Origin of the sequence: Desulforamulus hydrothermalis Lam5 = DSM 18033, assembly GCF_000315365.1 — a bacterium.
Taxonomy (GTDB): domain Bacteria; phylum Bacillota; class Desulfotomaculia; order Desulfotomaculales; family Desulfotomaculaceae; genus Desulfotomaculum; species Desulfotomaculum hydrothermale.
The window spans coordinates 1-22731 of sequence record NZ_CAOS01000014.1; the positions used below are offsets into that span (position 1 = coordinate 1).

Below are 22731 nucleotides of genomic sequence, written 5' to 3' on the forward strand. Positions count from 1 at the left end.
CCTATTCTATTATACTCACTCAATGGAGAAGGACTGGAGGAGGGAGGGGGAGGAGGAGGGGAGAGCCAAAGTTTTTATTAAAATGAGGGAAAAAACAAACAAGCCCGGGGTCTATTGGCTTTTATGGGGGAAAAACTTTGGGGGTTTTTCACACCCAAACGGGCTCTTTCTTTTTTTTTGAATGCCCCCCATTTGGAAGAGGGGACCAAGTTCATGGCCAAAGCCCCCCCCCTTTTCCCTTCTTTTTTTCCAACTTTTTTTTTTAGATTCAGAGGAAAACGGGGAAATTCCAAAAACGGGAATAGGGGGGGGTCCGCACCAAAATTCGGCCCCTTTGCCCTCCCGAAAAACGCTTGGGGGAGTTTGGTTTTTCTTCCCCACCCCGCCATGAGGGACGGGTTGATTCGGGAGGCGGCCACGAATGACTTTTGTACCCCGACACGGGAAATTTTTTTTTCTTAAGGCTTCCCGGGAGTAGGAAAAAGTCATTTCGCGGGGGGCGTTTGGCTGTGGAAGCCATCTTGCAAACGAATATCCGTTTACTTTGTCAGTCTCTCGAAAATCATCGAAGATCTGCGAAAGGCTTACACGGAAAACAGGCCGGATAAACGCCTACGCATCTATATTCGACCAAAGCTCCTGATTATTGACGAAAATTGGTTACTTACCGTTTGACAGTTTGGCAGCTAACCTCTTTTTCCAGGTAGTAAGTGCAAGATACGAGAGAGGGAGTATTCTGTTGACCAGCAACAAGAGTTTCGGTGAATGGGGGGAACTGATGGGCGATCCGATACTTGCTACGGCTATCCTGGATCGGCTCTTACACCATTCCCACATCGTCAATATTAGGGGGAATAGTTACCGACTTCGTGAGAAGATGAGGACTGGAGCCTACGGCTCCCCCTCTACCACCTAACCAACAAAAAATCGCCGGGTGGGTCAATTCTAAACCGGCGATGGTGGGTCAAAATAAAGTCGGCGTTGACACATTGATTAAGCCAGGCAAGCTACTGGTTACATTTAAACCCGGAGAGATAACTGGTTGCTATAATCCAGGAGAGGAAGAAATAAAAGCAATTGCTGCTGCCTTGGGGAGCGTAACTGATAGAGTATTTGATATGTACATGGAGTTTTCTAAAATGGCCGATAAAGGGATATTGGTCAGGGAAGAACAAGTTTATGGCAGGAGAAATGCAATCATTTCCTTTTACTACCCCTTAGAATTACCCGTATCAAAGGTAAGGCAAGTAATTATTAACCAATTATTACGAGAATATTTAAGCTCACCAAATTACCCACACCCGGGCATCTATGTGGTGCAAAACAAAAGAAAAGATCTTAGTTTAATTTATAATCATCAGGGTAAAGCACTCTGCAGAGCCTAATTAGCACAAAATCTAAAATTTATTTCTCGAATGAGGTGACACCAATGCTAAATGATTTTACAAACGAGCCGTTATTAAATTTTAATAACCGGTTTGTAATTGACAAGTTTAGGTCAACCTTAAACCAGGTAGGGGCAAAATTAGGGCAATATTATCCTCTTATTATTCACGGTGAAGAAATCTATACCGTAGAAAAAATTACATCTATAGACCCGTCCTGTAATAGCCAGGTTGTTGGCTATGTTGGCAAAGCTTCAGCGGAGCTGGCTGAACTAGCCCTCAGCAGTGCAGAACAGACTTTTCGTATGTGGTCAAAGGTTGAACCCCAGGAGCGAGCGGATTACTTATTTAAGGCTGCAGCCATAATGAGGGAAAAAAAATATGAACTTTCCAGCTGGTTAGTTTATGAAGCGGGCAAAAACTGGGCAGAGGCCGATGCCGATACGGCCGAAGCCATTGACTTTTTAGAGTTTTACGGACGGGAGATGTACCGCCTGGCAGGCCCCCAACCACTTGTAAAAACACCAGGGGAACATAATGAATTGATATATATCCCCCTTGGCGTAGGTGTGGTTATTCCACCTTGGAATTTCCCCTTGGCAATTATGGCCGGGATGACTGCTGCAGCGATTGTTGCAGGCAACACGGTAGTATTAAAACCTGCCAGCAATACTCCTGTGATAGCCGCAATCTTTATGAATATTCTTAGGGAAGCAGGGCTTCCGGACGGAGTGGTAAACTATTTGCCAGGCAGTGGCGGGGCCATAGGTGATTACCTTGTAACCAGTCCCAGAACCAGATTTATTAACTTTACCGGTTCCAAGGAAGTAGGCTTAAGAATTAATGAACTGGCTGCCAAAACAGTAAAAGGTCAGCACCATATCAAGCGTGTATCAGCCGAAATGGGTGGTAAGGATGCTATTGTTGTCGACAGTACTGCTGATTTAGAGGCAGCTGCCACTGCAATTACCGTTTCTGCCTTTGGTTATCAGGGCCAGAAATGTTCTGCCTGCTCCCGGGCTATAATTGTTCAAGATGTATATGACCAAGTGGTTCAGTCTGTGGTTGAAAAAACCAGTAAGTTTACCATAGGCGCAGCCATTGACAATCACCCTGTTGGCCCGGTGATTGATAAAAGTTCCCTTAACAGAATTAAGTCCTATATAGCCATAGGTAAAAAAGAAGGAAAACTATTGCTGGGTGGAAATACATTAGAAAGCTTGGGAGGTTATTATCTACAGCCAACTATCTTCGGAGATGTTTCACCCGATGCAGTAATAGCCCAGGAAGAAATTTTCGGACCGGTGCTGGCCTTTATTAAGGCAAAAGATTATAACCATGCGCTGGAGATAGCTAATAACACCGAGTACGGGCTGACGGGGGCGGTCTTTGCACGGGACCACCGTAAGCTGGAAATGGCCAGAAGTAAATATCATGTAGGCAATCTGTATTTCAACCGCAAATGTACCGGTGCTCTGGTTGGAGTACATCCTTTTGGGGGGTTTAACATGTCCGGAACAAATTCTAAGGCAGGAGGAAGAGATTATCTTCTGATTTTTTTACAGTCCAAGGTTATTTCAGAAAAATATTAAACTGAAATCCTTAAAATAAAACAACAATAATTACCATTAAATAACTTTCTCAACTGTATAGGTACGGGTAAACTTAGCAAACCACAATGATACTGAGTGACTGAGATAAGTTATTTAATGTATATTCGCGCCTGTATCCCCGCTTTAGCCGGGGGCTTTTTTTATAAAATATATTCTTTGTTACAAGGTGCCTTAACCATTGACAGTTGTCCGGTGAAACGGATAATTCATGCTACGCTGCTCAGGTTAATCCGGTTGATTAACTTTATGCATGATGCTTGATTTGATCCGGCATTATATTCAAACAGTTGCCGGAAAAAGTTAAACGAAAATAAAAACCATGTAAAAATTTGTTTTGGTTCGTTGACAAATGCACACAGCCTTGCTAGTATGAGATTGTACAAGTTAATCATTCCGTATATGCTTGGGAATTGGCTCAAGTGTTTCTACCGGGCAACCGTAAATTGCCTGACTACGGGAGGGAAAGTGTACCTAGGGTTCCACAACCCCCAGGGGTGGTTGGTTTGGTCCGAGCGGTACAGGCGTTTTTGCGCTACACCGATAGGGATAAAAGCCCAGGCGGTAGGTTTCACTCTGCTTAGAATGAAACCTATCGTTCTGGGCTTTTTTGTTTTACGGTTATCGCAACAACCTGAACTGCATGATAAATTTTCTTAGGGTCATAATACCTGGAAAATGACTAACCAGACATCCCGCCACTTTATTTTGCTAAGGAGGAAGACATCAAGTGCTGGAACAGTTTTTCAAACTCAAAGAACACAACACCACTGTGCGGACAGAAATTATTGCCGGTCTGACCACCTTTATGACCATGGCTTATATTCTGTTCCTCAACCCCAACATCCTGGCCGGCACCGGCATGGACAAGAACGCCGTATTTTTTGCCACAGCTATGGCGGCCGGTGTGGTAACCATTGCCATGGGTTTGTTTGTTAATTTTCCCATCGCCCTGGCGCCCGGTATGGGCCTTAATGCCTTTTTTGCCGCGGTGGCTGCCCAGCATGTGGGTATGCCCTGGCAGGTAGCCCTTGGTGCGGTATTTATTTCCGGTATTATCTTTGTTATTTTAACAGTTACCAAGGTGCGCCAAATTCTGGTTGTGGCGGTGCCCAATTCCCTCAAACGGGCCATTACGGTGGGTATCGGCTTATTTATCACCATCATTGGCTTAAAATTATCTGAACTTACCGTTGTTAAGGCGGGCCCGGTAATTCCCCCCACCCTGCAAGCCCTGCAAGACGGCGGGGTAGCAACCCTCAAGTTTTTTGAGTGGAACATCTTCCTGGGTTCCTTTCATAATCCGGCTACCTTATTAACTCTGATCGGCCTGGCTGTGACATCCGTATTGATGGCCAACCGGGTTAAAGGCTCCTTGCTGATCGGTATCCTGGTTTCCACCCTGATTGGCATTCCCCTGGGCGTTACGGTTATCCCGGAAAACTTTAGCCCCTTTGCGCTGCCGGATTTCAGCAACCTTAACGTGGGCAAACTGGATATTATGGGCGCCCTGCATATGGGTATCTGGACGGTGGTATTCACCTTTACCTTTGTGGAATTGTTTGATACCTTCGGCACCCTGGTGGGCACTGCCGATAAAGCGGGCCTGCTGGATAAAAACGGCCAGTCGCCCAGAATCGGTCGGGCTATGCTGGTGGATGCCCTGGGGGTTTCCTTCGGTGCGTTGATGGGTACCAGTACGGTGACCGCCTATGTAGAAAGTGCCGCCGGCATCGGCGAGGGCGGCCGTACCGGTTTAACGGCTGTTACCACCGGTGTTTTGTTCCTGCTGGCCCTGGCCCTGGCCCCGCTGGCCGGCTTAATCCCCAGTGCCGCCACCGCGCCTGCCTTGATTATTGTAGGGGTACTGATGGTTTCAGCGGTGCGGGAGATTGATTTCGACGACTTTACCGAAGGGTTCCCGGCCTTTATGACCTTTACCTTGATGCCCTTTACTTACAGCATTGCCAACGGCATTGCCGCAGGTATTATTTTCTACACTGCCCTAAAGGTTCTGTCCGGCCGGGCCAAAGAAGTGCACTGGTTAATGTACATCCTGTTTGTCCTGGTAATCACCCGTTATATTTTCCTGGGTGGGGAATAAACGTAAAAATATTTAATTATTTTAAGGAGGTTATGCCATGTCAGCCCTGGTAGGTATTGTGCTGGGCAGCGATTCCGACCTGCCCTTGATGAAGGATGCCGTGCAAACCCTGGAGAAGTTCGGTATACCCTACGAGTTGAATATTTCCTCCGCCCACCGGGCCCCGGATAAAACCGCTGCCTACGCTAAATCGGCTGCTTCCCGGGGGCTGAAGGTTATTATCGCTGCCGCCGGGCTGGCGGCTCACCTGCCGGGGGTGCTGGCAGCCCACACGGTGTTGCCGGTGATCGGGGTGCCGGTTAAGTCAGGTGCCCTCAACGGGGTGGATGCCCTGTATGCCATCGCCCAGATGCCCCCGGGCGTTCCGGTGGCTTCGGTGGCGGTTAACGGCGCCAAAAATGCCGCCATCTTGGCAGCCCAGATGATTGCCTTAACGGATGCGTCCCTGCAGCAGCAGCTGTACCGGTTTAAAGAACATTTGGCTGCGGAAGTGGAGGAAAAGGACGCCAGGCTAAAGGAATTTGGCGTGGACGGATATTTGAACGCTAAATAGTGTCAGTTAGGAAACGGAGGCCGCAGAACAGATGATTGAACGCTACACTTTACCGGAAATGAAGCATATTTGGTCTGACCAAAACAAGTTTCAAAAGTGGCTGGAGGTGGAGATTGCTGCCTGCGAAGCCATGGCTCAGCTGGGGCAGATTCCGGCAGCCGCTCTGGAAAACATTAAACAGCGGGCCGCTTTTACGGTGGAGCGTATATTAGAAATTGAAGAAGTGACCCGCCATGATGTGATTGCCTTTTTGACCTGCGTAGCTGAAAACGTCGGAGAGGATGCCAAGTATATCCACATGGGCCTGACTTCTTCGGATGTGGTGGATACCGCCCAGTGTGTACGCATGAAGGAAGCCGGGGAACTGCTGCTGAAACGCTTGCAGCGGCTGCGCCAGGTACTGCTGGACAGGGCCGGGGAACACCGGCACACCTTGATGATCGGCCGCACCCACGGCATCCATGCGGAGCCGATGACCTTCGGCCTTAAAATGCTGCTCTGGGTGGCAGAAACCGAACGCAATATCGAGCGGCTGCAGCAGGCTGTTAAAACTGTCAGTGTGGGGGCCATCTCAGGGGCGGTGGGCACCTATGCCAATATAGACCCCCGGGTGGAAGCGTACGTATGCCGGAAGCTGGGACTTCAGCCGGCCAGGGTATCTACCCAGATCATCCAGCGGGACCGTCATGCTGAGTATTTATGCACCCTGGCGGTCATTGCGGCTTCTCTGGACAAGTTTGCCACCGAAATCCGCAATTTGCAGCGCACCGATATTTTAGAAGTAGAAGAATACTTTAACCAGGGGCAAAAGGGATCTTCCGCCATGCCCCACAAACGCAACCCCATCACGGCGGAAAACGTGTCCGGTTTGTCCCGGGTGGTAAAGGCCAATGCCATGGCTGCCCTGGATAATGTTACCCTCTGGCACGAACGGGATATCTCCCACTCTTCGGCGGAACGGGTAATCATTCCGGACAGCACCACCGCCCTGGATTTTATGCTGTACAGGTTTACCGGCATTATGGAAAAACTGCTGGTTTACCCGGAAAACATGAAGCGCAACTTAGAGAAAACCCTGGGCCTGGTATTTTCCCAGCGGGTGCTGCTGGCCCTGGTAGATAAAGGACTGAGCCGGGAAAGGGCCTATGAACTGGTGCAGCGCAATGCCATGCAGGCCTGGCGCACCGGCACCAAATTTTTGGAGCTTTTGCAGGCGGATGCAGACATTAAGGCCCGTTTAACCGACGCAGAACTGGCAGGCTTGTTTGATTACGGCTACCACCTGAGGCATATTGACGAAATTTACAAGCGCTTTGGCTTATAAAGATTATTAAATGAAGGGGGAGGGTTCTTATGCAAAAATTAGCGATGATTTACGAAGGCAAAGCCAAAAAGGTTTACCGTACCGACAACCCTGATTATTACTGGGTGGAGTACAAGGACGACGCCACTGCCTTTAACGGGCAAAAAAAAGGCACCATTGACAATAAAGGGGTAGTGAACAACAAAGTATCTGCGGTGTTTTTTCAATTGCTGGAAAAAGAAGGCATTCCCACTCACTTTGTGGAACTGGTCAGCGACCGTGAAATGATTGTCAAAGCCCTGCAAATTATCAAGGTGGAAGTGGTGGTGCGCAATATCGTGGCGGGTTCCCTGGCCAAGCGCATCGGTTTGCCCGAAGGTACACTTCTGCCCCGGACGGTGCTGGAATATTATTATAAGGATGATGCACTGGGCGACCCCTTAATCAACGCTTCGCACATCGCTGCATTGGAACTGGCCACCCCCGAGCAAATGGCTTATATTAAGGAAACCGCCCTGCGGGTTAACGAGATTATGCGGCAGTATTTAGCCCCGGTCAACATTGACCTGATAGATTATAAATTGGAGTTTGGCCTGCACAAGGGCCAGGTGCTGCTGGGCGATGAAATATCGCCGGACACCTGCCGTTTCTGGGATAAAACCACCGGCGAAAAACTGGATAAAGACCGCTTCCGCCGGGATTTGGGCAACGTGGCCGGAGCTTACCGGGAAGTGCTGAGGAGATTGACCGGGGAGTAAATCACTAAATTCTGAAGGCTATGCAAAGGGAGGGTTTAACGTGTGGCAAGCAAAGATTTACGTAACCCTTAGGAAAAGTGTGTTGGATCCGCAGGGCAGCGTGGTGCGCAAGTCCCTGTTTGCTCTGGGCTACCACAACGTGTCCGAAGTGCGCATCGGGCGCTATATGGTGGTTGATTTGGAGGCAGCCGACCGGGCTGCCGCCGAGAAACAAGTGCGGGACATGTGCGATAAACTGCTGGTGAACCCGGTAATTGAAGATTATACATTTGAACTGGTGGAGGTGTAAAGGGTGAAATTTGGAGTGGTGGTTTTCCCCGGCTCCAACTGTGACGCCGATTGCCTGCACGCCATTCAAACCGTAACCGGGCAGCCGGCCGAGTACATTTGGCACAAAACGGGCAGTGTGGACGGCTTTGACTGTATTGTGCTGCCCGGGGGATTTTCTTACGGAGATTACTTAAGATGCGGTGCCATAGCCAGGTTTTCGCCGGTGATGCGGCCAATCGTTGAGTTTGCCCGCCGGGGTGGACTGGTGATAGGCATTTGCAACGGTTTTCAGATTCTTACCGAGGCCGGCCTGCTGCCCGGCGCTTTGCACCGCAATAAAAATTTACAGTTTCTGTGCCACGATACTTTTCTGCGCCTTGAAAACAATACCACCCCCTTTACTTGCCGGGCAGCCAAAGGACAGGTTATGAAAATCCCCATTGCCCACGGTGAAGGAAATTACTATGCCGATCAGGAAACCCTCCAACAGTTAGAAGCAAACAATCAAGTAATTTTCCGCTACTGCAACCCGCAAGGCGAAGTAACCCCGGCTGCCAACCCCAACGGTTCGCTTAACAATATTGCCGGCATTTGCAACCGGCAGGGCAATGTGCTGGGCATGATGCCTCACCCGGAACGCTGTGCCGAAGCAGTGCTGGGCAATACCGACGGACAACTTATCTTCCAATCACTTCTGGATTTCTGGCAGAGGAGGTGCGGCTAGATGACTACGGATCCCAGGGTATGGCGTGAGATGGGCCTCACCGACTCAGAATATGAAAAAATCCTGGACATCCTGGGCCGGGAACCTAATTATGTAGAGCTGGGCATTTTTGCTGTCATGTGGTCGGAACACTGCAGTTACAAGACATCCCGTCCCGCTTTGAAAACGTTGCCCACCGAAGGACCGGCCATCCTGCAGGGACCGGGCGAAAATGCCGGTATTGTGGATATCGGCGACGGGCAGGCGGTGGTTTTTAAAATTGAAAGCCACAATCACCCTTCGGCTATCGAGCCCTACCAGGGTGCTGCCACCGGTGTGGGCGGTATTCTGCGCGATATTTTCACCATGGGAGCCAGACCGGTGGCGGTGCTGGACAGCCTGCGCTTTGGCCGGTTGGACAACCCCCGGGTGCGCTACCTGTTTGAAGGCGTGGTGGCCGGCATCAGCGGTTATGGCAACTGCATCGGCGTTCCCACAGTGGGCGGCGAAGTTTACTTTGAGGACTGCTACAAAGACAACTGTCTGGTTAACGTAATGTGTGTGGGTTTGCTGGACCAGCGCCACATTAAAAAAGGGGTTGCCGCAGGCATCGGCAACCCGGTGCTGGTGGTGGGCGCCAAAACCGGGCGGGACGGCATCCACGGGGCCACCTTTGCTTCCGAGGAACTGTCTGAGGCGGCGGCCGACAAGCGTCCGGCCGTTCAGGTGGGCGATCCCTTTATGGAAAAACTTCTTTTGGAGGCCTGTCTGGAGGTTATTAAAACCGGCTATGTGGTGGGCATTCAGGATATGGGGGCGGCGGGCCTCACCAGTTCTTCCTGCGAGATGGCCAGCCGGGCCGGCACCGGCCTGGAAATGGATCTGGCCCTGGTTCCCCGCCGGGAAGCGGGCATGACTCCTTATGAAATCATGCTTTCGGAATCCCAGGAACGGATGCTGCTGGTGGTACAAAAAGGAACGGAAGATAAAGTAAAAGAGATATTTGCCAAGTGGGATTTGGATGCGGTGGTGGTGGGCCGGGTTACCGGGGACGGCCTGCTGCGGATTAAAGAGGGCCCTCAGGTGGTGGCGGAGATTCCCGCCCGGGCTTTAACTGAGCAGGCGCCGGTTTATTACCGCCCCACCCGGGAACCGGCTTACCTGAAGGAAGTGCAGAACTACCCGCTGGACAACCTAAACCTGCCCGCTGATTATAACGAGTTGTTGTTGCAATTGCTGGCTTCCCCCAACATTGCCAGCAAGCAGTATGTTTATCAGCAGTACGACTATATGGTGGGCTTAAATACAGTGGTGCCTCCCGGTGCTGCTGCGGCAGTGCTGCGGGTCAAGGGTACCGACAAAGGAATTGCCATGACCACTGACTGCAACGGGCGCTACTGTTTCCTGGATCCCAAAACCGGTGCGGCCATTGCGGTGGCTGAGGCTGCCCGCAACCTGGTTTGTGCCGGTGCTAAACCGCTGGCTGTGACCAACTGCTTAAATTTTGGCAACCCGGAAAAACCGGAAGTTATGTGGACTTTTTGGCAGTGTATCGAAGGTATGGCCGAAGCCTGCCGGGTGCTGGAAACTCCGGTTACCGGCGGCAATGTCAGTTTTTATAATGAAAGCCAGGGCAGTGCGGTTTATCCCACACCCACCATCGGCATGGTGGGCCTGGTGGAAAACCTGGCGCATGTTTGCACCCAGGGCTTTAAGCAGGCGGGGGATGCTGTTTTTCTTATTGGCGAGACCCTGCCGGAACTGGGCGGCAGCGAATATTTAAAAGTACATTTTGGTTTAACCAAAGGCAAACCGCCTGCCCTGGATTTGCATCTGGAGAAAAAGGTGCAGCATTTTGTACTGGCCGAAATCAAGAGCGGGCTGATTAAATCCGCCCACGATTGTGCCGAAGGAGGACTGGCGGTGGCCCTGGCGGAATGCTGCATAGCCGGCGGACTGGGGGCAGACATTACCATGGTGCGCCGCTTCCGGGGCGATGCCCTGTTATTTGGCGAAACACAGTCCCGCATTATTATTAGTGTGGATCGGCAGCGCAGCGTTGAACTGGTGAAAAAACTGGTGGCTGCCGGCGTTCCTTACAGCCAGTTGGGTACCGTGGGCGGCGAGTCACTGGTGATTAATGTGGTAAATCCCGGCTGCACCGGCTGCGGCGGTACCCTGGTGAACCTGCCGGTGACCCGGCTGGCAGAAACCTGGCGGGGGGCGATACCTTGTCTAATGAAGTAGCTAACTTGCTGTTGCCGGATAAACCGGTGGAAGAATGCGGTGTTTTCGGCATCTACGGTGCCGGCCTGGATGTGGCCAGGCTGACTTATTACGGCCTGCATGCGCTGCAGCACCGGGGCCAGGAAAGCGCCGGCATTGCCGTGGCAGACGGCCGCCAGATACAACTGCATAAGGGTATGGGACTGGTAACCGAGGTTTTTACCGGGCAGCAGCTGGAACAGTTCTGCGGCCCGGCTGCCATCGGCCATGTGCGCTATTCCACCACCGGGGCCAGCCAGCCCCTTAATGCCCAGCCCCTGGTATTTCGTTATGCTAAAGGTATGCTGGGTTTAGCCCACAACGGCAATATTACCAACATCACCGAATTGAGAGCACAGCTGGCTGCCACCGGTTCGGTTTTCCAGTCCTCCACCGACAGTGAAGTGGTGGTAAACCTGATTGCCCGTTATAACGCCAACAGTTTGGAAGAAGCCTTGATGAAATGTATGATTGATGTAAAAGGGGCTTATTCACTGCTAATACTAACCGAAAATGCCCTCTATGCCGCCCGGGATCCTCACGGTTTCCGTCCCCTGTGTCTGGGCCGGCTGGGGGATGCCTATGTGGTTGCTTCCGAGTCCTGCGCCCTGACCACGGTGGGCGCCGCCTTCCTGCGGGATATTGAACCGGGGGAAATTATTCGCATCGACCAGTCGGGCCTGACGGTCACCCGGGGCTTAACAGCCCAACAGCCGGCCCATTGTATTTTTGAATATATTTACTTTGCCAGGCCTGACAGCACTCTGGACGGCTTTAACGTTAACCTGGTGCGGCGGGAAATGGGGCGGCAGCTGGCCCGGGAATATCCGGTGGCGGCGGATATTGTGATTGCGGTACCGGATTCCGGGACGGCGGCAGCCAGGGGTTATGCAGAGGAGTCCGGCATTCCCTTTGAAGAAGGTTTGATGAAAAACCGTTATGTGGGCCGCACCTTTATTCAGCCCACCCAGGCCATGCGGGAAATAGGCGTTAAGCTCAAATTAAATCCCATCCGGGAAGTGCTGCAGGATAAGCGCGTGGTGATGGTGGACGATTCTATCGTACGGGGCACTACCAGCCAAAAACTGGTAGCCATGCTGCGGCAGGCGGGGGCCCGGGAGGTACACCTGTGCATCAGCTCGCCGCCGGTGCGCCGCTCCTGCTATTACGGCATTGATACCTCGGACGAACAAGAGTTGATTGCAGCCAAGTTGCCGCTGGAAGAGATCCGCCGCAACATTGATGCCGACGGCCTGCATTACCTTAGTTTAGAGGGCTTGCTGGATATTTTTGCGCCCCGGCAAAATCATTTCTGCACAGCCTGCTTTAACGGTCACTATCCGGTGGAGGTAGCCAAGCCTAAGGAAAGCGGCAAGTATAGTTTAGAATAAGGGGGTTTTGTCATGTCCCAGCCTCAATCACAACCCCTTACCTACGCCGGTGCGGGGGTAGACATCGAGGCCGGCAACCGGGCGGTGCATTTAATGAAACAGGCGGTGCGCAGTACCTTTCGCCCGGAGGTGCTGACAGATATTGGCGGCTTTGGCGGTTTGTTTGCTTTACCGGCCGGACGCTATCAGGAACCGGTGCTGGTAGCGGGTACTGATGGCGTGGGCACCAAGTTAAAGGTGGCCCAGTTAACGGGTGTTCACAACACCATCGGCATTGATGCGGTGGCCATGTGTGTTAACGATATTCTGGCCCAGGGAGCAGAACCGTTGTTTTTCCTGGATTATCTGGCGGTGGGCAAGTTGCTGCCCGAACGGGTGGCTGAGATTGTCAGCGGGGTGGCCGCAGGCTGTCGCCAAGCCGGCTGTGCCTTAATCGGCGGTGAAACCGCCGAGATGCCGGGCTTTTACAGCGAGGAGGAGTATGACATTGCCGGTTTTGCTGTAGGTGTGGCGGAGCGCAGCCGGATTATCGACGGTCAAACCATTGCAGCGGGCGACAGCATCATTGGTTTGGCTTCCTCCGGCCTGCACAGCAACGGTTATTCCCTGGCCCGCCAGGCTCTGCTGGAAGTGGCAGGCTACCGGCCGGACACCTATGTGCCACAGCTGGGCCGCACAGTGGGTGAAGAACTGCTGACCCCCACCCGCATTTATGTGAAAACTGTTTTGCACCTGCTGAACAAGTTTGCTGTCAAGGGCCTGGCCCATATCACCGGCGGCGGCTTGACGGAAAACCTGCCCCGCATACTGCCCACGGGGGTAAAGGCGGTATTAAACCGCACAGCCTGGCCGGTACCGGCGGTGTTCAGCTTGATTCAACAGATTGGACAGGTGGCCGAGCCGGAAATGTTGCGCACCTTTAACATGGGGATCGGCATGGTGCTGGTGGTACCGGCTGCCGAGGCGCCGGCAGTATTACAGGAACTGCAACGGCTGGGCGAAACAGCTTACCTTATTGGCCGGGCAGCGGCTGGGGAACCGGCAGTGGAGTATGTATATGAATAATCTGGAGAGTAAAAACATGGAAAAACTAAGAGTGGGTGTCCTGGCCTCGGGACGTGGTTCTAACTTACAAGCCATTATCGACGGCTGCCGCCAAGGCCTGGTGCCGGCCCGGGTGGTGGTGGTGCTGAGCGATAAGGCCGGCGCCTATGCCCTGGACAGGGCGCGAGCCGCAGGCATTCCGGCCTTCCATGTCAACCCGCAGGATTTTGCCAACAAACACGATTATGAAAGGGAGCTGGTGAAAATACTGCAGTCCTACGGGGTACAACTGGTATGCCTGGCCGGCTACCTGCGGCTGGTGGGGGAGCCCCTGCTGCAGGCTTTTCCCAACCGGATGATGAACATTCATCCTGCTTTATTGCCTGCTTTTCCGGGCCTGCACGGGCAGCGGGATGCTCTGGCCTACGGGGTAAAAATTGCCGGTTGCACGGTTCATTTTGTGGACGAGGGCATTGATACCGGGCCTATTATTTTACAGGCAGCCGTGCCGGTTTACGACGATGATACCGAGGATACCCTGGCGGCCAGGATTCTCCGGCAAGAACACCGGTTGTATCCCGAGGCGGTTAAGCTGTTTGCCCAGGGACGCTTGCGGGTGCAGGGGAGAAAAGTATTTATTGATCAGGAGCGTGATCATGTTGAAGATTAAGCGCGCTTTAATCAGTGTATCGGACAAGACCGGTCTGGTGGACTTTGCCCGGGGGCTGGCTGCCCTGGGAATTGAGCTGGTCTCCACCGGGGGGACGGCGAAAACCCTGCAGGAGGCCGGCTTACCGGTGCTATATGTATCCCAGGTAACCGGTTTTCCGGAAATCCTGGACGGCCGGGTCAAAACCCTGCATCCCGGGGTGCACGGCGGCATTTTGGCCCAGCGCACCCAGGAACATTTAGAACAGTTGAAAGAGCACAAGATTACCCCCATTGACCTGGTGGTGGTCAACCTTTATCCCTTCCGGGAAACCATTGCCAAGCCGGATGTTACCCTGGCGGATGCCATTGAAAATATAGATATCGGTGGGCCGGCCATGGTACGGGCGGCAGCCAAAAACCATGCCTATGTGGGGATTGTGGTTAATCCCGCCCGTTATGGCCAGGTGCTGGCGGCTCTGGAGCAAGAGGGTGATCTTTCCCCGACCCTGCGCCTGGATCTGGCCGGCGAGGCCTTTGCCCATACGGCCGCTTATGATACAGCCATCGCCAATTACCTGCAGGGCCTGCAGGGCCAGGCGGGTTTCCCGCCGGTGTTCAGCCTGTCGCTGGTAAAATCCCAGGATTTGCGTTACGGCGAGAATCCCCACCAGCAGGCAGCCTTTTACCGTGACCCGGCCGTAACCGGCCCCTGCATTGCCAATGCGGAACAGCTGCACGGCAAGGAATTGTCCTATAACAACATTCTGGATGCCAACAGTGCTTTGGAGTTGGTGCGGGAATTCCCTGAACCCTGTGCGGTGATTATTAAGCACAACAATCCCTGCGGGGCAGCCATAGCAGAATCGCTGGCGGCCGCTTACCAAAAAGCGCTGGCAGCCGACCCGGTTTCCGCCTTTGGCGGTATTGTTGCCTGCAACCGGCAGGTGGATGCCGCAACTGCCGAGCAAATGGCGCAGATTTTCCTGGAAGCGGTGGTGGCGCCTGATTTTACTGACGAAGCATTGGCCCTTTTAAAGCAAAAAGCAAACCTGCGGCTGCTTAAGACGGGACCGTTAAGCGGGCAAACCACAGATCTGCTGGAAGTAAGAAAGGTTAACGGCGGGCTGCTGGTGCAGCAGGCCGACCGGGCAGCGGCCGCGCCGGACCGGCTGCAGGTGGCGACTGAACGCCGGCCGGCGGATCATGAAATAAAAGACCTGTTGTTTGCCATGACGGTGGTGAAACATGTCAAGTCTAACGCCATCGTACTGGCAAAAGACGGCCGGATTATCGGTGTGGGGGCCGGGCAAATGAACCGGGTGGGCGCAGCCCGCATTGCCCTGGCCCAGGCAGGTTCCCAGGCTAAAGGTGCTGTGCTGGCCAGTGATGCCTTCTTCCCCTTCCGGGATACGGTGGACGAGGCGGCCAGGGCAGGTATTGCCGCGATCATTCAGCCGGGTGGCTCCATCCGGGATGATGAGTCTGTGGCGGCCTGCAACCAGCACGGCATAGCCATGGTATTTACCGGTTTGCGGCATTTCAAGCATTAATGTTCAGATAACTTTCATTGGGTGGAGTGGGATACATGAAAATACTGGTGGTTGGCAGCGGCGGACGGGAACATGCTCTGGTTTGGAAATTGCGGCAAAGCCCCCGGGTGAAGGAAATTTTTTGCGCACCGGGCAATGCCGGCATGGCAAACCTGGCTGTGTGTGTAAACATTGCCGCGGCAGACATAAACGGCCTGCTGGACTTTGCCAAACAAGAACAAATTGACTTGACGGTGGTGGGGCCGGAAATACCCCTGACCAACGGTATCGTAGATTTATTTGAAAAAGAAGGCTTAAAAATATTCGGTCCCTCCCGGGCGGCCGCCGAAATTGAAGGGAGCAAGGCCATGGCCAAGGATTTAATGGCCAAGTATCATATCCCCACCGCCCGTTACGCTACTTTTGACAATGCGGCGGAGGCCCGGGCCTATGTGCAAAAATACGGGGCGCCCTGCGTTATTAAAGCCGACGGGCTGGCCGCGGGCAAGGGTGTTATCGTGGCGGAGGACCTGGAAACAGCGCTGGCGGCAGTGGATATGATCATGGCCGAGCGGGCTTTCGGGCGAGCCGGTGATAAGGTGGTTATTGAGGAATATTTACAGGGTGAAGAGGTCAGCGTACTGGCCTTTGTGGACGGTGAAACGGTTGTGCCCATGGTGGCGGCCCAGGATCACAAACGGGCGGGCGACCAGGATACCGGTCCCAATACCGGCGGTATGGGAGCATATGCCCCGGCGCCGGTATATACGCCGGAACTGGCGGATAAAGTGTTAAAGGATATACTTTATCCCACCGTACGGGCTATGGCCGCCGAGGGCAGGCATTACCGGGGGGTTTTGTATGCCGGCCTGATGGTAACCCCGGAGGGGCCGAAGGTGTTGGAATTCAATGCCCGGTTTGGCGACCCCGAAACCCAGCCGGTGCTGGCTTTACTGAAAACAGACCTGGTGGATATTATTGAAGCCGTATTGGAAGGACGCCTGGCCCGGCAGCCCATTGTCTGGCAAGAGGGAGCGGCCGTTTGTGTGGTGATGGCCGCCGGCGGCTATCCCGGCAAATACGAAACCGGCCAGGCGATCAAAGGCCTGGAGCGGGTGCCGGACGGTGTACAAGTATTCCATGCCGGCACCGCCCGGCGGGACGGTAAAATTGTTACCAACGGCGGCCGGGTGCTGGGGGTAACCGCCCTGGGGCGGGATATCCCGGAGGCCATCCGCCGGGCTTACCAGGGCGTAGCGGCCATTGAATTTGCCGGCGCCCATTACCGTACGGATATCGGGCAAAAGGCAGTTAACAGGTAATCGTTGAGGCCGCAGGCAGCGGATCTTTCCTAAAATCCAGTCTTAAGTTGAGAGGGCATGAAGCCCTCGCGACCTTTAGACAAAGGTTGCAAAACAAAGTGAGGTGGTTTTATGATCCCCTGTCGGCGACTTGTCGAAGCACCGGTAACAGCACTTGATGAGCGAAAGGAGCCATTGGGGTGGCGCCCACAGGACGTGGGCGCCAGCCGAACCGGGCCAGGATGGCCCGTTTGAGGCGACCCCAATGGCGACCGGAGCGAATCATAGTGCTGTCGGTGCGTAGACCGGAGCCAAAGGGGATCATAAACCACCGATAATGTTTGGCAACACTCTGAGAGGGCATGAAGCCCTCTCTTTTTCTTTCTGCGCAGCAATAAATAATAAAGGATTTAACGTTTTAACGTCGAAAAGTGATATTAGAAAAATGATGCAGGCTTTTCCTGGTCATAATAGTAGCTATACGGGAGGGAGATTTGCTTGGCATACACCGGAAAGTTGCGGGATAAACTTAATGACCGCCTGTTTGAAGCAATTCTTACCTTGCAGGACATTGATGAGTGCTACCGCTTTTTTGAAGATATTTGTACGGTTTCAGAGTTGCGCTCCCTGGCCCAAAGGTTAGAAGTGGCAAAAATGCTGGAGGCCAACCGTACCTACGGCGAAATTGCCGGCAAAACGGGTGCCAGCACGGCCACCATCAGCCGTGTTAAACGCTGTTTAAATTACGGTGCCGACGGCTACAAGCTGGTGCTGTCACGGCTGCCGGATCCCGGTCCGTTAAAGGAAGAATAAGGCTAAACATTCAATTACGAGGTGAAACAATGACATCCAGTAGATTCGGACGATTAGCTCCGGGGGTAAGAGATATGTTGCCGGCGGAAGCTCACCGGCTGCGCAACTTAAAGGAAGCATTTTGCGATTTGGTGACTGGCTGGGGTTACCGGGAGGTGGTTACCCCCTCCTTTGAATATATTGAGAACCTTGCTTCGGAGGAAATACAGGAGGATAAATTTTTTAAATTTCTCGACCGGCAGGGACACCTGATGGCGTTGCGGCCGGATATGACCAGACCCATTGCCCGCCTGGTGGCTACCCGCATGAAAGGTATTGCGCCGCCCTTACGGTTGTTTTATCTGGCCAATGTATTTAACTACGAGCAACCCCAGGTGGGCAGGCAGCGGGAATTCTGCCAGGCCGGCGTGGAGCTGTTGGGAGCTTCTTCGCCCGAGGCAGATGCCGAAGTGGTGGCACTGGTAACTGAGTACCTCAGGCAAAGCGGCCTGGGCGATTTCCAAATCAGCATCGGCCATGTGGGTATCTTTCACGGGTTGGTAAAACAGTTGGGACTGCCTAAAGAAGTGGCGCAAGAGCTTAAAGATGCCCTGGGCAATAAAGATTTTGTCAAAGTCGAAAAATTTCTGGCCTCCCATGCGGCCACCCCGGAAGAAGCCAGACGGGCGCTGGATCTTATTGAACTGCGGGGCGGGCCGGCGGTGCTGGATAAGGCAGCCGAACTGGCCCAGGAGGGGCCGGCGGCCGATGCCGTCGAGAACCTGCGGCAACTGTACCAGGGCCTCACCTGTTACGGCCTGGCCGGCCATATCACCCTTGATTTAGGGCTGCTGCGGGGGTTAGACTATTACACCGGTCTGGTTTTCGAAGGCTATACCGTGGCCATGGGATTTCCCATCTGCGGCGGCGGCAGGTATAACCAGCTGCTGGCTCACTTCGGCTATCCTATGCCGGCGACCGGTTTTGCCGTCAACTTGGAACGGGTGCTGGTGGCGCTGGAAAGGCTGCAGGGGCCGCCGGCAGAACCGGTCACCGATGTGCTGGTGGCCTGGGAAAACGGCAGTATGGCCCAGGCCCTGCAAACGGCCCAGGCACTAAGAAAGCAGGGGCTCAAGGTAGCCACCGCTTTATTTGAATATGCTCCCGCCCGGGCCAGAGCGGAAGCCAGAAGCCTGGGGGCCGGCCGGGTGATCTACTGCTTTGCGGACGGGACCAGCCAGGAATTGGCCTCAACCCCTTAAATATGTTTTTGACTACCATGTGCCGGTACGCCGGCCTTTTTTGTTAAATTAGTACTTGACACCACCTTGCTATCAATTTAACATAATATTATATTAGTAATTTAACAAGTTAAAGAGGTGGTTTATTTGGTGGCGGCCAGGGAGCTGTTAACCATTGCTCTGCCCAAAGGGACTCTCTATCAAGAGTCCGTAAAATTATTGGGATTAGCAGGGTTAAACACAGAGGGGATTAAAGAGCCCGGGCGGCAGCTGCTGCTGTACTCGGCAGAGGATGTCGTCCGCTTTATTATTTGCCGGCCCACCGACATTCCCACCTATGTGGAATACGGTGCGGCGGATCTTGGCTTGGTGGGTAAAGATACCATTGTGGAGCAGCATAAGGACGTTTATGAGCTGTTAGACTTGCAGTTTGGCGGCTGCCGGTTTGTAGTGGCAGTGCCGGAGGGCAAAGAAACAAACCTTGCTTTTTGGAACCAGACCCGTGTGGCCACCAAATTCCCCCGCATTGCGGAAGAATTTTTCCGTCGGCAGGGTATGCAAATGGAAATTATCAAGCTGCACGGCAATATTGAGCTGGCGCCCATTGTAGGATTGGCTGAAATGATTGTCGATCTGGTTTCTACCGGCCGTACCCTGCGGGAAAATAAGTTGGTACCCATTGCAGATGTGTTGAGCTCGACCACCCGGTTAATTGCCAACCGGGTCAGCCATCGGCTGAAAAACGAAAGGATCAACCCTTTGGTGGAAAGATTGCGTCAGGTGGTAGAGGAGGCTTATACCCATGGCAGTCATTAAAATTATCAATGCCCAGGACCGGCAGGCCATTGAGGCTTTATTTGCCGGCCGCACAGCCCACCAGGCAGCGCTGGCGCAGCGTGTGGCCGCCATTGTGGAGGAAGTGCGTCAAGGGGGCGACGAGGCGTTATGCCGGTTCACCAAACAGTTTGACCAGGCTGATATAAGCCCGGCTCAATTAAAAGTTAGCCGGGAAGAAATTGAGCAGGCCTACCGGCAGGTTGACCGGCAGGTGCTTGCTTCGCTGCAACTGGCCAAAGAGCGGATAGCCGCCTATCACCGGCAACAGCTGTCCCGCTCCTGGTTTCAGCCTGACCGGGACGGTGCTGTGCTGGGTCAGTTGATTTTACCACTGGAGCGGGTGGGCATTTATGTTCCGGGCGGCACTGCCTCTTACCCATCTTCGGTTCTGATGAATGCCGTGCCGGCCAAAGTGGCGGGGGTGCCCCAGGTGGTGATGGTAACCCCGCCGGCGGCTGATGGCCGGGTAAATCCTTATACCCTGGTGGCCGCCGCAGAAGCCGGGGTAGACGAAATCTATAAAGCAGGCGGCGCCCAGGCCATTGCTGCCCTGGCTTACGGCACCTCAACCATCGCCCGGGTGGATAAAATTACGGGGCCGGGCAATATTTATGTAACACTGGCTAAACGGATGGTGTACGGCCAGGTGGATATTGACATGCTGGCGGGGCCCAGTGAAATCCTGGTGGTCGCGGATGGTTCCGCCAATCCGGCCTATGCCGCGGCGGACCTGCTGTCCCAGGCAGAACACGACACTCTGGCAGCCGCTGTCTTAATTACTCACGACCGGGCGCTGGCCCAGGCCGTCAGCCAGGAACTGGCTCACCAGGTCAGCCGGTTGCCCCGGCAGGAGATAGCCCGGCAGTCGCTGGCCAACCACAGCGCCATCATCCTAACCGGCAGCCTGGACGAGTCTTTGGCGCTGGCCAATGATTTTGCTCCCGAGCACCTGGAACTGCTGGTGGAGGAACCCTTTCAACAGCTGGGTCGGATCCGCCATGCCGGGGCGGTTTTCCTGGGCCACTATTCCCCCGAGCCGGTAGGGGATTATCTGGCGGGCCCCAATCATGTGCTGCCCACCGGCGGTACGGCGCGCTTTTATTCCCCCTTAAATGTAGACACCTTCCTGAAGAAGTGCAGCGTAATTGCCTTTTCCAAAGAAAGTTTAAACAAGCTGGGGCCGCATATTGTCAGGCTGGCAGAAACGGAGGGGCTGGCCGCCCACGCTAACGCTGTCAGGATACGTCTTAAGGATAATGTGTAGTTTTTAGGTCGGCGGGTGTGACAGATAGATAATGAAGGAAGTGATCGGGTTGCGTGAAGCCTTTAATCTTGCTAACCTGGTGCGGGACGGGCTGGACAAGTTAATTCCCTATGACGCCCATGTCTTTCCGGATGTCATTAAGCTGGATGCCAATGAAAACCCTTACCCCTTTCCGGACGAAGTGTCCCGCCAAATCGGGCAACTGGCAGCCGGTGATTTGTTAAGCCGTTATCCGGACGGGGAAGCGGTTGAACTGCGCCGGGATATTGCGGCCTATGCCGGGGTAACGCCGGAACAGGTAATGGTGGGCAACGGTTCTGACGAATTAATATTAAATATTTTGTTAACTTTCGGCACCGGCGGAAGGGTGCTGATTACTAATCCAACCTTTTCCATGTATAAAATTCACTCCCTGGTGGCCGGGGCCAAACCCATACCGGTGCCCCGCCGCGGCGATTTTTCTGTGGATTTGCCCGCCCTGGTGTGTTATGCCAGACAGCGGGACAGCCGGGTTATTTTTCTTTGCTCGCCCAATAACCCCACCGGCAATGCTTCTTCCCTGGAGGAAATTGAAAGCTTGCTGCAGCAGGTCAACTGCCTGGTGGTGGCAGATCAGGCCTATTTGGAATTTGGCGGGGCCGATTGTGCGCCTTTGTTAAACCGCTACCCGAATTTGATTATCCTGCGAACTTTTTCTAAGGCCTTTGCCCTGGCGGGGCTGCGGGTTGGTTACCTGCTGGCTCATGCGGATGTTTTAAGACAAATTAAAAAAGTCAAACAGCCCTTTAATTTAAATGCTTTTTCCCAGGCGGCGGCCCGGCTGGTATTGCAGCATACGGCACTGTTTCAGGAGCAAATTCAGGCTATTTTACAAGAGCGGCAGATACTCTGGCAGGGGCTGCAAAATATCGAGGGGGTTACAGCCTATCCCTCGGCAGCCAACTTTATATTATTTCGCACCAATTTTGAAAGCAAAACCATTCATCAAGGATTACTGCAGCAAGGTATTTTAATCCGCAAGCTGGGAGGGCCGGAACTGCCCGGTTTTCTGCGGGTAACTGTAGGCCGGCCGAAGGAAAATGAACTGTTTTTACAGGCACTGGCGAAAGTGCTGCAGGCAGCGGGGAGGGATAGTCGATGACCCAGCGGCAGGGCCGGGTGGCACGCCGCACCGGCGAAACCGATATCGAAGTGTTTGTTTCACTGGACGGTACAGGAGATTACCGGCTGCAAACCGGTGTTGGCTTTTTGGAACATATGCTTAGTTTGCTGGCCAAACACGGTGCCCTGGACCTGACTGTCCGGGCAACCGGTGATACTCATATTGACGATCACCATACGGTGGAAGACATCGGCATTACCTTGGGCATGGCCGTCCGGCAGGCACTGGGCGATAAACAAGGTATCAACCGCTACGGCCATGCCCTGGTACCCATGGATGAAGCACTGGTGCTGGCAGTAACGGATATCAGCGGCCGGGGCCATTTGGCTATCGACCTGCCGCTGCCGGCAGCCCGGGTGGGCAATTTTGATACGGAACTGGTGGAAGAATTTATGCGGGCCTTTGCTCTCAACAGCGGTATCACCCTGCATATAAGATTGCTCAGCGGACGCAATACCCACCACATCATTGAAGCGGCTTTTAAAGCGCTGGGGCGGGCTTTGCGCCAGGCAGCGGCCAGGGATGGACGGCTGACTGATATACCTTCCACCAAGGGGGTGCTGTAAAA

The 22731-nt window shown here is 53.6% G+C and carries 23 protein-coding genes, 1 pseudogene and 1 riboswitch; of the genes and pseudogenes, 23 read left to right on the forward strand and 1 reads right to left on the reverse strand.

Translation table 11 applies throughout. The annotated features are described in order from the left end of the window. The 17 genes and pseudogenes from DESHY_RS14415 to purD form a co-directional block, all read left to right on the forward strand. On the forward strand, positions 1 to 181 hold a 181-nt coding region (locus tag DESHY_RS14415), incomplete at its 5' end, for a hypothetical protein (protein WP_207635920.1). A 293-nt stretch (positions 182 to 474) separates the two neighbouring features. Continuing rightward, a pseudogene (locus tag DESHY_RS14905) lies at positions 475 to 675 on the forward strand (ATP-binding protein); the annotation flags it as partial. Continuing rightward, positions 647 to 916, forward strand: a complete 270-nt coding sequence (locus DESHY_RS14910) for an ATP-binding protein (RefSeq protein ID WP_420795119.1) — start codon at positions 647 to 649, stop codon at positions 914 to 916. The pseudogene DESHY_RS14905 and the gene DESHY_RS14910, both read left to right, overlap by 29 nt. Before the next feature lie 73 nt (positions 917 to 989). Continuing rightward, positions 990 to 1385 carry a hypothetical protein gene (locus tag DESHY_RS11960; protein WP_143147803.1) on the forward strand — a complete coding sequence of 132 codons (396 nt, stop codon included), beginning with the start codon at positions 990 to 992 and terminating at the stop codon, positions 1383 to 1385. 44 nt (positions 1386 to 1429) lie between these two features. Continuing rightward, complete coding sequence (gene pruA / locus DESHY_RS11965; RefSeq protein WP_008413119.1) at positions 1430 to 2977, forward strand: L-glutamate gamma-semialdehyde dehydrogenase; 1548 nt, start codon at positions 1430 to 1432, stop codon at positions 2975 to 2977. Between the two features lie 394 nt (positions 2978 to 3371). Next, positions 3372 to 3472: riboswitch (purine riboswitch) on the forward strand. A gap of 253 nt (positions 3473 to 3725) precedes the next feature. After that, positions 3726 to 5099, forward strand: a complete 1374-nt coding sequence (locus DESHY_RS11970; protein WP_008413125.1) for an NCS2 family permease — start codon at positions 3726 to 3728, stop codon at positions 5097 to 5099. A gap of 37 nt (positions 5100 to 5136) precedes the next feature. Beyond that, the gene (gene purE / locus DESHY_RS11975; protein WP_008413127.1) at positions 5137 to 5652 is read left to right on the forward strand and encodes a 5-(carboxyamino)imidazole ribonucleotide mutase; all 516 of its coding nucleotides are present in this window, start codon (positions 5137 to 5139) and stop codon (positions 5650 to 5652) included. 31 nt (positions 5653 to 5683) lie between these two features. After that, complete coding sequence (gene purB, locus DESHY_RS11980; RefSeq protein ID WP_008413129.1) at positions 5684 to 6976, forward strand: adenylosuccinate lyase; 1293 nt, start codon at positions 5684 to 5686, stop codon at positions 6974 to 6976. Between the two features lie 29 nt (positions 6977 to 7005). Then, a complete protein-coding gene (gene purC / locus DESHY_RS11985; protein ID WP_008413130.1) occupies positions 7006 to 7713 on the forward strand; it encodes a phosphoribosylaminoimidazolesuccinocarboxamide synthase in 708 nt (235 codons plus the stop codon). Between the two features lie 40 nt (positions 7714 to 7753). Further along, positions 7754 to 8002, forward strand: a complete 249-nt coding sequence (gene purS / locus DESHY_RS11990) for a phosphoribosylformylglycinamidine synthase subunit PurS (protein WP_008413132.1) — start codon at positions 7754 to 7756, stop codon at positions 8000 to 8002. Positions 8003 to 8005: 3 nt separating this feature from the next. After that, positions 8006 to 8707, forward strand: a complete 702-nt coding sequence (gene purQ / locus DESHY_RS11995) for a phosphoribosylformylglycinamidine synthase subunit PurQ (RefSeq protein ID WP_008413133.1) — start codon at positions 8006 to 8008, stop codon at positions 8705 to 8707. Then, positions 8708 to 10933 (forward strand): phosphoribosylformylglycinamidine synthase subunit PurL, encoded by a 2226-nt coding sequence (purL, locus tag DESHY_RS12000; protein ID WP_008413135.1) that lies wholly within the window; start codon positions 8708 to 8710, stop codon positions 10931 to 10933. It begins immediately after the preceding gene. Then, the gene (gene purF / locus DESHY_RS12005; RefSeq protein ID WP_008413137.1) at positions 10918 to 12342 is read left to right on the forward strand and encodes an amidophosphoribosyltransferase; all 1425 of its coding nucleotides are present in this window, start codon (positions 10918 to 10920) and stop codon (positions 12340 to 12342) included. The genes purL and purF overlap by 16 nt, the downstream gene beginning before the upstream one ends. 12 nt (positions 12343 to 12354) lie before the next feature. Then, entirely contained in the window at positions 12355 to 13407 is a 1053-nt protein-coding gene (purM, locus tag DESHY_RS12010; RefSeq protein WP_008413139.1) for a phosphoribosylformylglycinamidine cyclo-ligase, read from the forward strand. Positions 13408 to 13423: 16 nt separating this feature from the next. Beyond that, positions 13424 to 14056, forward strand: a complete 633-nt coding sequence (gene purN, locus DESHY_RS12015) for a phosphoribosylglycinamide formyltransferase (protein WP_008413140.1) — start codon at positions 13424 to 13426, stop codon at positions 14054 to 14056. Beyond that, entirely contained in the window at positions 14043 to 15587 is a 1545-nt protein-coding gene (purH, locus tag DESHY_RS12020) for a bifunctional phosphoribosylaminoimidazolecarboxamide formyltransferase/IMP cyclohydrolase (RefSeq protein WP_072866182.1), read from the forward strand. Before purN ends, purH begins: the two co-directional genes overlap by 14 nt. 35 nt (positions 15588 to 15622) lie before the next feature. Continuing rightward, on the forward strand, positions 15623 to 16888 hold the full coding sequence (purD, locus tag DESHY_RS12025; RefSeq protein ID WP_008413143.1) for a phosphoribosylamine--glycine ligase: 1266 nt from the start codon (positions 15623 to 15625) through the stop codon (positions 16886 to 16888). A gap of 109 nt (positions 16889 to 16997) precedes the next feature. Here the strand turns inward: purD and DESHY_RS13790 are convergent, their stop codons facing one another. Further along, positions 16998 to 17192, reverse strand: coding sequence for a hypothetical protein (locus DESHY_RS13790; protein WP_072866183.1), 195 nt, complete (start codon positions 17190 to 17192; stop codon positions 16998 to 17000). Between the two features lie 173 nt (positions 17193 to 17365). Here DESHY_RS13790 and DESHY_RS12030 point away from each other — a divergent pair, with 173 nt between their 5' ends. From DESHY_RS12030 to hisB, 6 genes are all read left to right on the forward strand, one after another. After that, a complete protein-coding gene (locus tag DESHY_RS12030; protein WP_008413145.1) occupies positions 17366 to 17680 on the forward strand; it encodes a YerC/YecD family TrpR-related protein in 315 nt (104 codons plus the stop codon). Positions 17681 to 17709: 29 nt separating this feature from the next. Then, positions 17710 to 18921 carry an ATP phosphoribosyltransferase regulatory subunit gene (gene hisZ, locus DESHY_RS12035; protein WP_008413147.1) on the forward strand — a complete coding sequence of 404 codons (1212 nt, stop codon included), beginning with the start codon at positions 17710 to 17712 and terminating at the stop codon, positions 18919 to 18921. Between the two features lie 126 nt (positions 18922 to 19047). Next, positions 19048 to 19716, forward strand: coding sequence for an ATP phosphoribosyltransferase (hisG, locus tag DESHY_RS12040; RefSeq protein WP_008413149.1), 669 nt, complete (start codon positions 19048 to 19050; stop codon positions 19714 to 19716). Then, positions 19703 to 21001 (forward strand): histidinol dehydrogenase, encoded by a 1299-nt coding sequence (hisD, locus tag DESHY_RS12045; protein ID WP_008413150.1) that lies wholly within the window; start codon positions 19703 to 19705, stop codon positions 20999 to 21001. Before hisG ends, hisD begins: the two co-directional genes overlap by 14 nt. Positions 21002 to 21032: 31 nt before the next feature. Then, the gene (hisC, locus tag DESHY_RS12050; RefSeq protein ID WP_008413153.1) at positions 21033 to 22142 is read left to right on the forward strand and encodes a histidinol-phosphate transaminase; all 1110 of its coding nucleotides are present in this window, start codon (positions 21033 to 21035) and stop codon (positions 22140 to 22142) included. Beyond that, positions 22139 to 22729, forward strand: a complete 591-nt coding sequence (gene hisB / locus DESHY_RS12055) for an imidazoleglycerol-phosphate dehydratase HisB (protein ID WP_008413154.1) — start codon at positions 22139 to 22141, stop codon at positions 22727 to 22729. The genes hisC and hisB overlap by 4 nt, the downstream gene beginning before the upstream one ends. Positions 22730 to 22731: the final 2 nt, after the last annotated feature.

Excerpts from the sequence above, each read along its gene's own strand:
- hisB (WP_008413154.1), top strand. The coding sequence starts at position 22,139 with ATGACCCAGCGGCAGGGCCGGGTGGCACGCCGCACCGGCGAAACCGAT.
- purD (WP_008413143.1), top strand. The coding sequence starts at position 15,623 with ATGAAAATACTGGTGGTTGGCAGCGGCGGACGGGAACATGCTCTGGTT.
- hisZ (WP_008413147.1), top strand. The coding sequence starts at position 17,710 with ATGACATCCAGTAGATTCGGACGATTAGCTCCGGGGGTAAGAGATATG.
- purH (WP_072866182.1), top strand. The coding sequence starts at position 14,043 with ATGTTGAAGATTAAGCGCGCTTTAATCAGTGTATCGGACAAGACCGGT.
- purB (WP_008413129.1), top strand. The coding sequence starts at position 5,684 with ATGATTGAACGCTACACTTTACCGGAAATGAAGCATATTTGGTCTGAC.
- hisC (WP_008413153.1), top strand. The coding sequence starts at position 21,033 with ATGAAGGAAGTGATCGGGTTGCGTGAAGCCTTTAATCTTGCTAACCTG.
- purM (WP_008413139.1), top strand. The coding sequence starts at position 12,355 with ATGTCCCAGCCTCAATCACAACCCCTTACCTACGCCGGTGCGGGGGTA.
- purL (WP_008413135.1), top strand. The coding sequence starts at position 8,708 with ATGACTACGGATCCCAGGGTATGGCGTGAGATGGGCCTCACCGACTCA.
- purC (WP_008413130.1), top strand. The coding sequence starts at position 7,006 with ATGCAAAAATTAGCGATGATTTACGAAGGCAAAGCCAAAAAGGTTTAC.
- hisD (WP_008413150.1), top strand. The coding sequence starts at position 19,703 with ATGGCAGTCATTAAAATTATCAATGCCCAGGACCGGCAGGCCATTGAG.
- pruA (WP_008413119.1), top strand. The coding sequence starts at position 1,430 with ATGCTAAATGATTTTACAAACGAGCCGTTATTAAATTTTAATAACCGG.
- DESHY_RS13790 (WP_072866183.1), bottom strand. The coding sequence starts at position 17,192 with ATGATCCCCTTTGGCTCCGGTCTACGCACCGACAGCACTATGATTCGC.
- purN (WP_008413140.1), top strand. The coding sequence starts at position 13,424 with ATGGAAAAACTAAGAGTGGGTGTCCTGGCCTCGGGACGTGGTTCTAAC.
- purE (WP_008413127.1), top strand. The coding sequence starts at position 5,137 with ATGTCAGCCCTGGTAGGTATTGTGCTGGGCAGCGATTCCGACCTGCCC.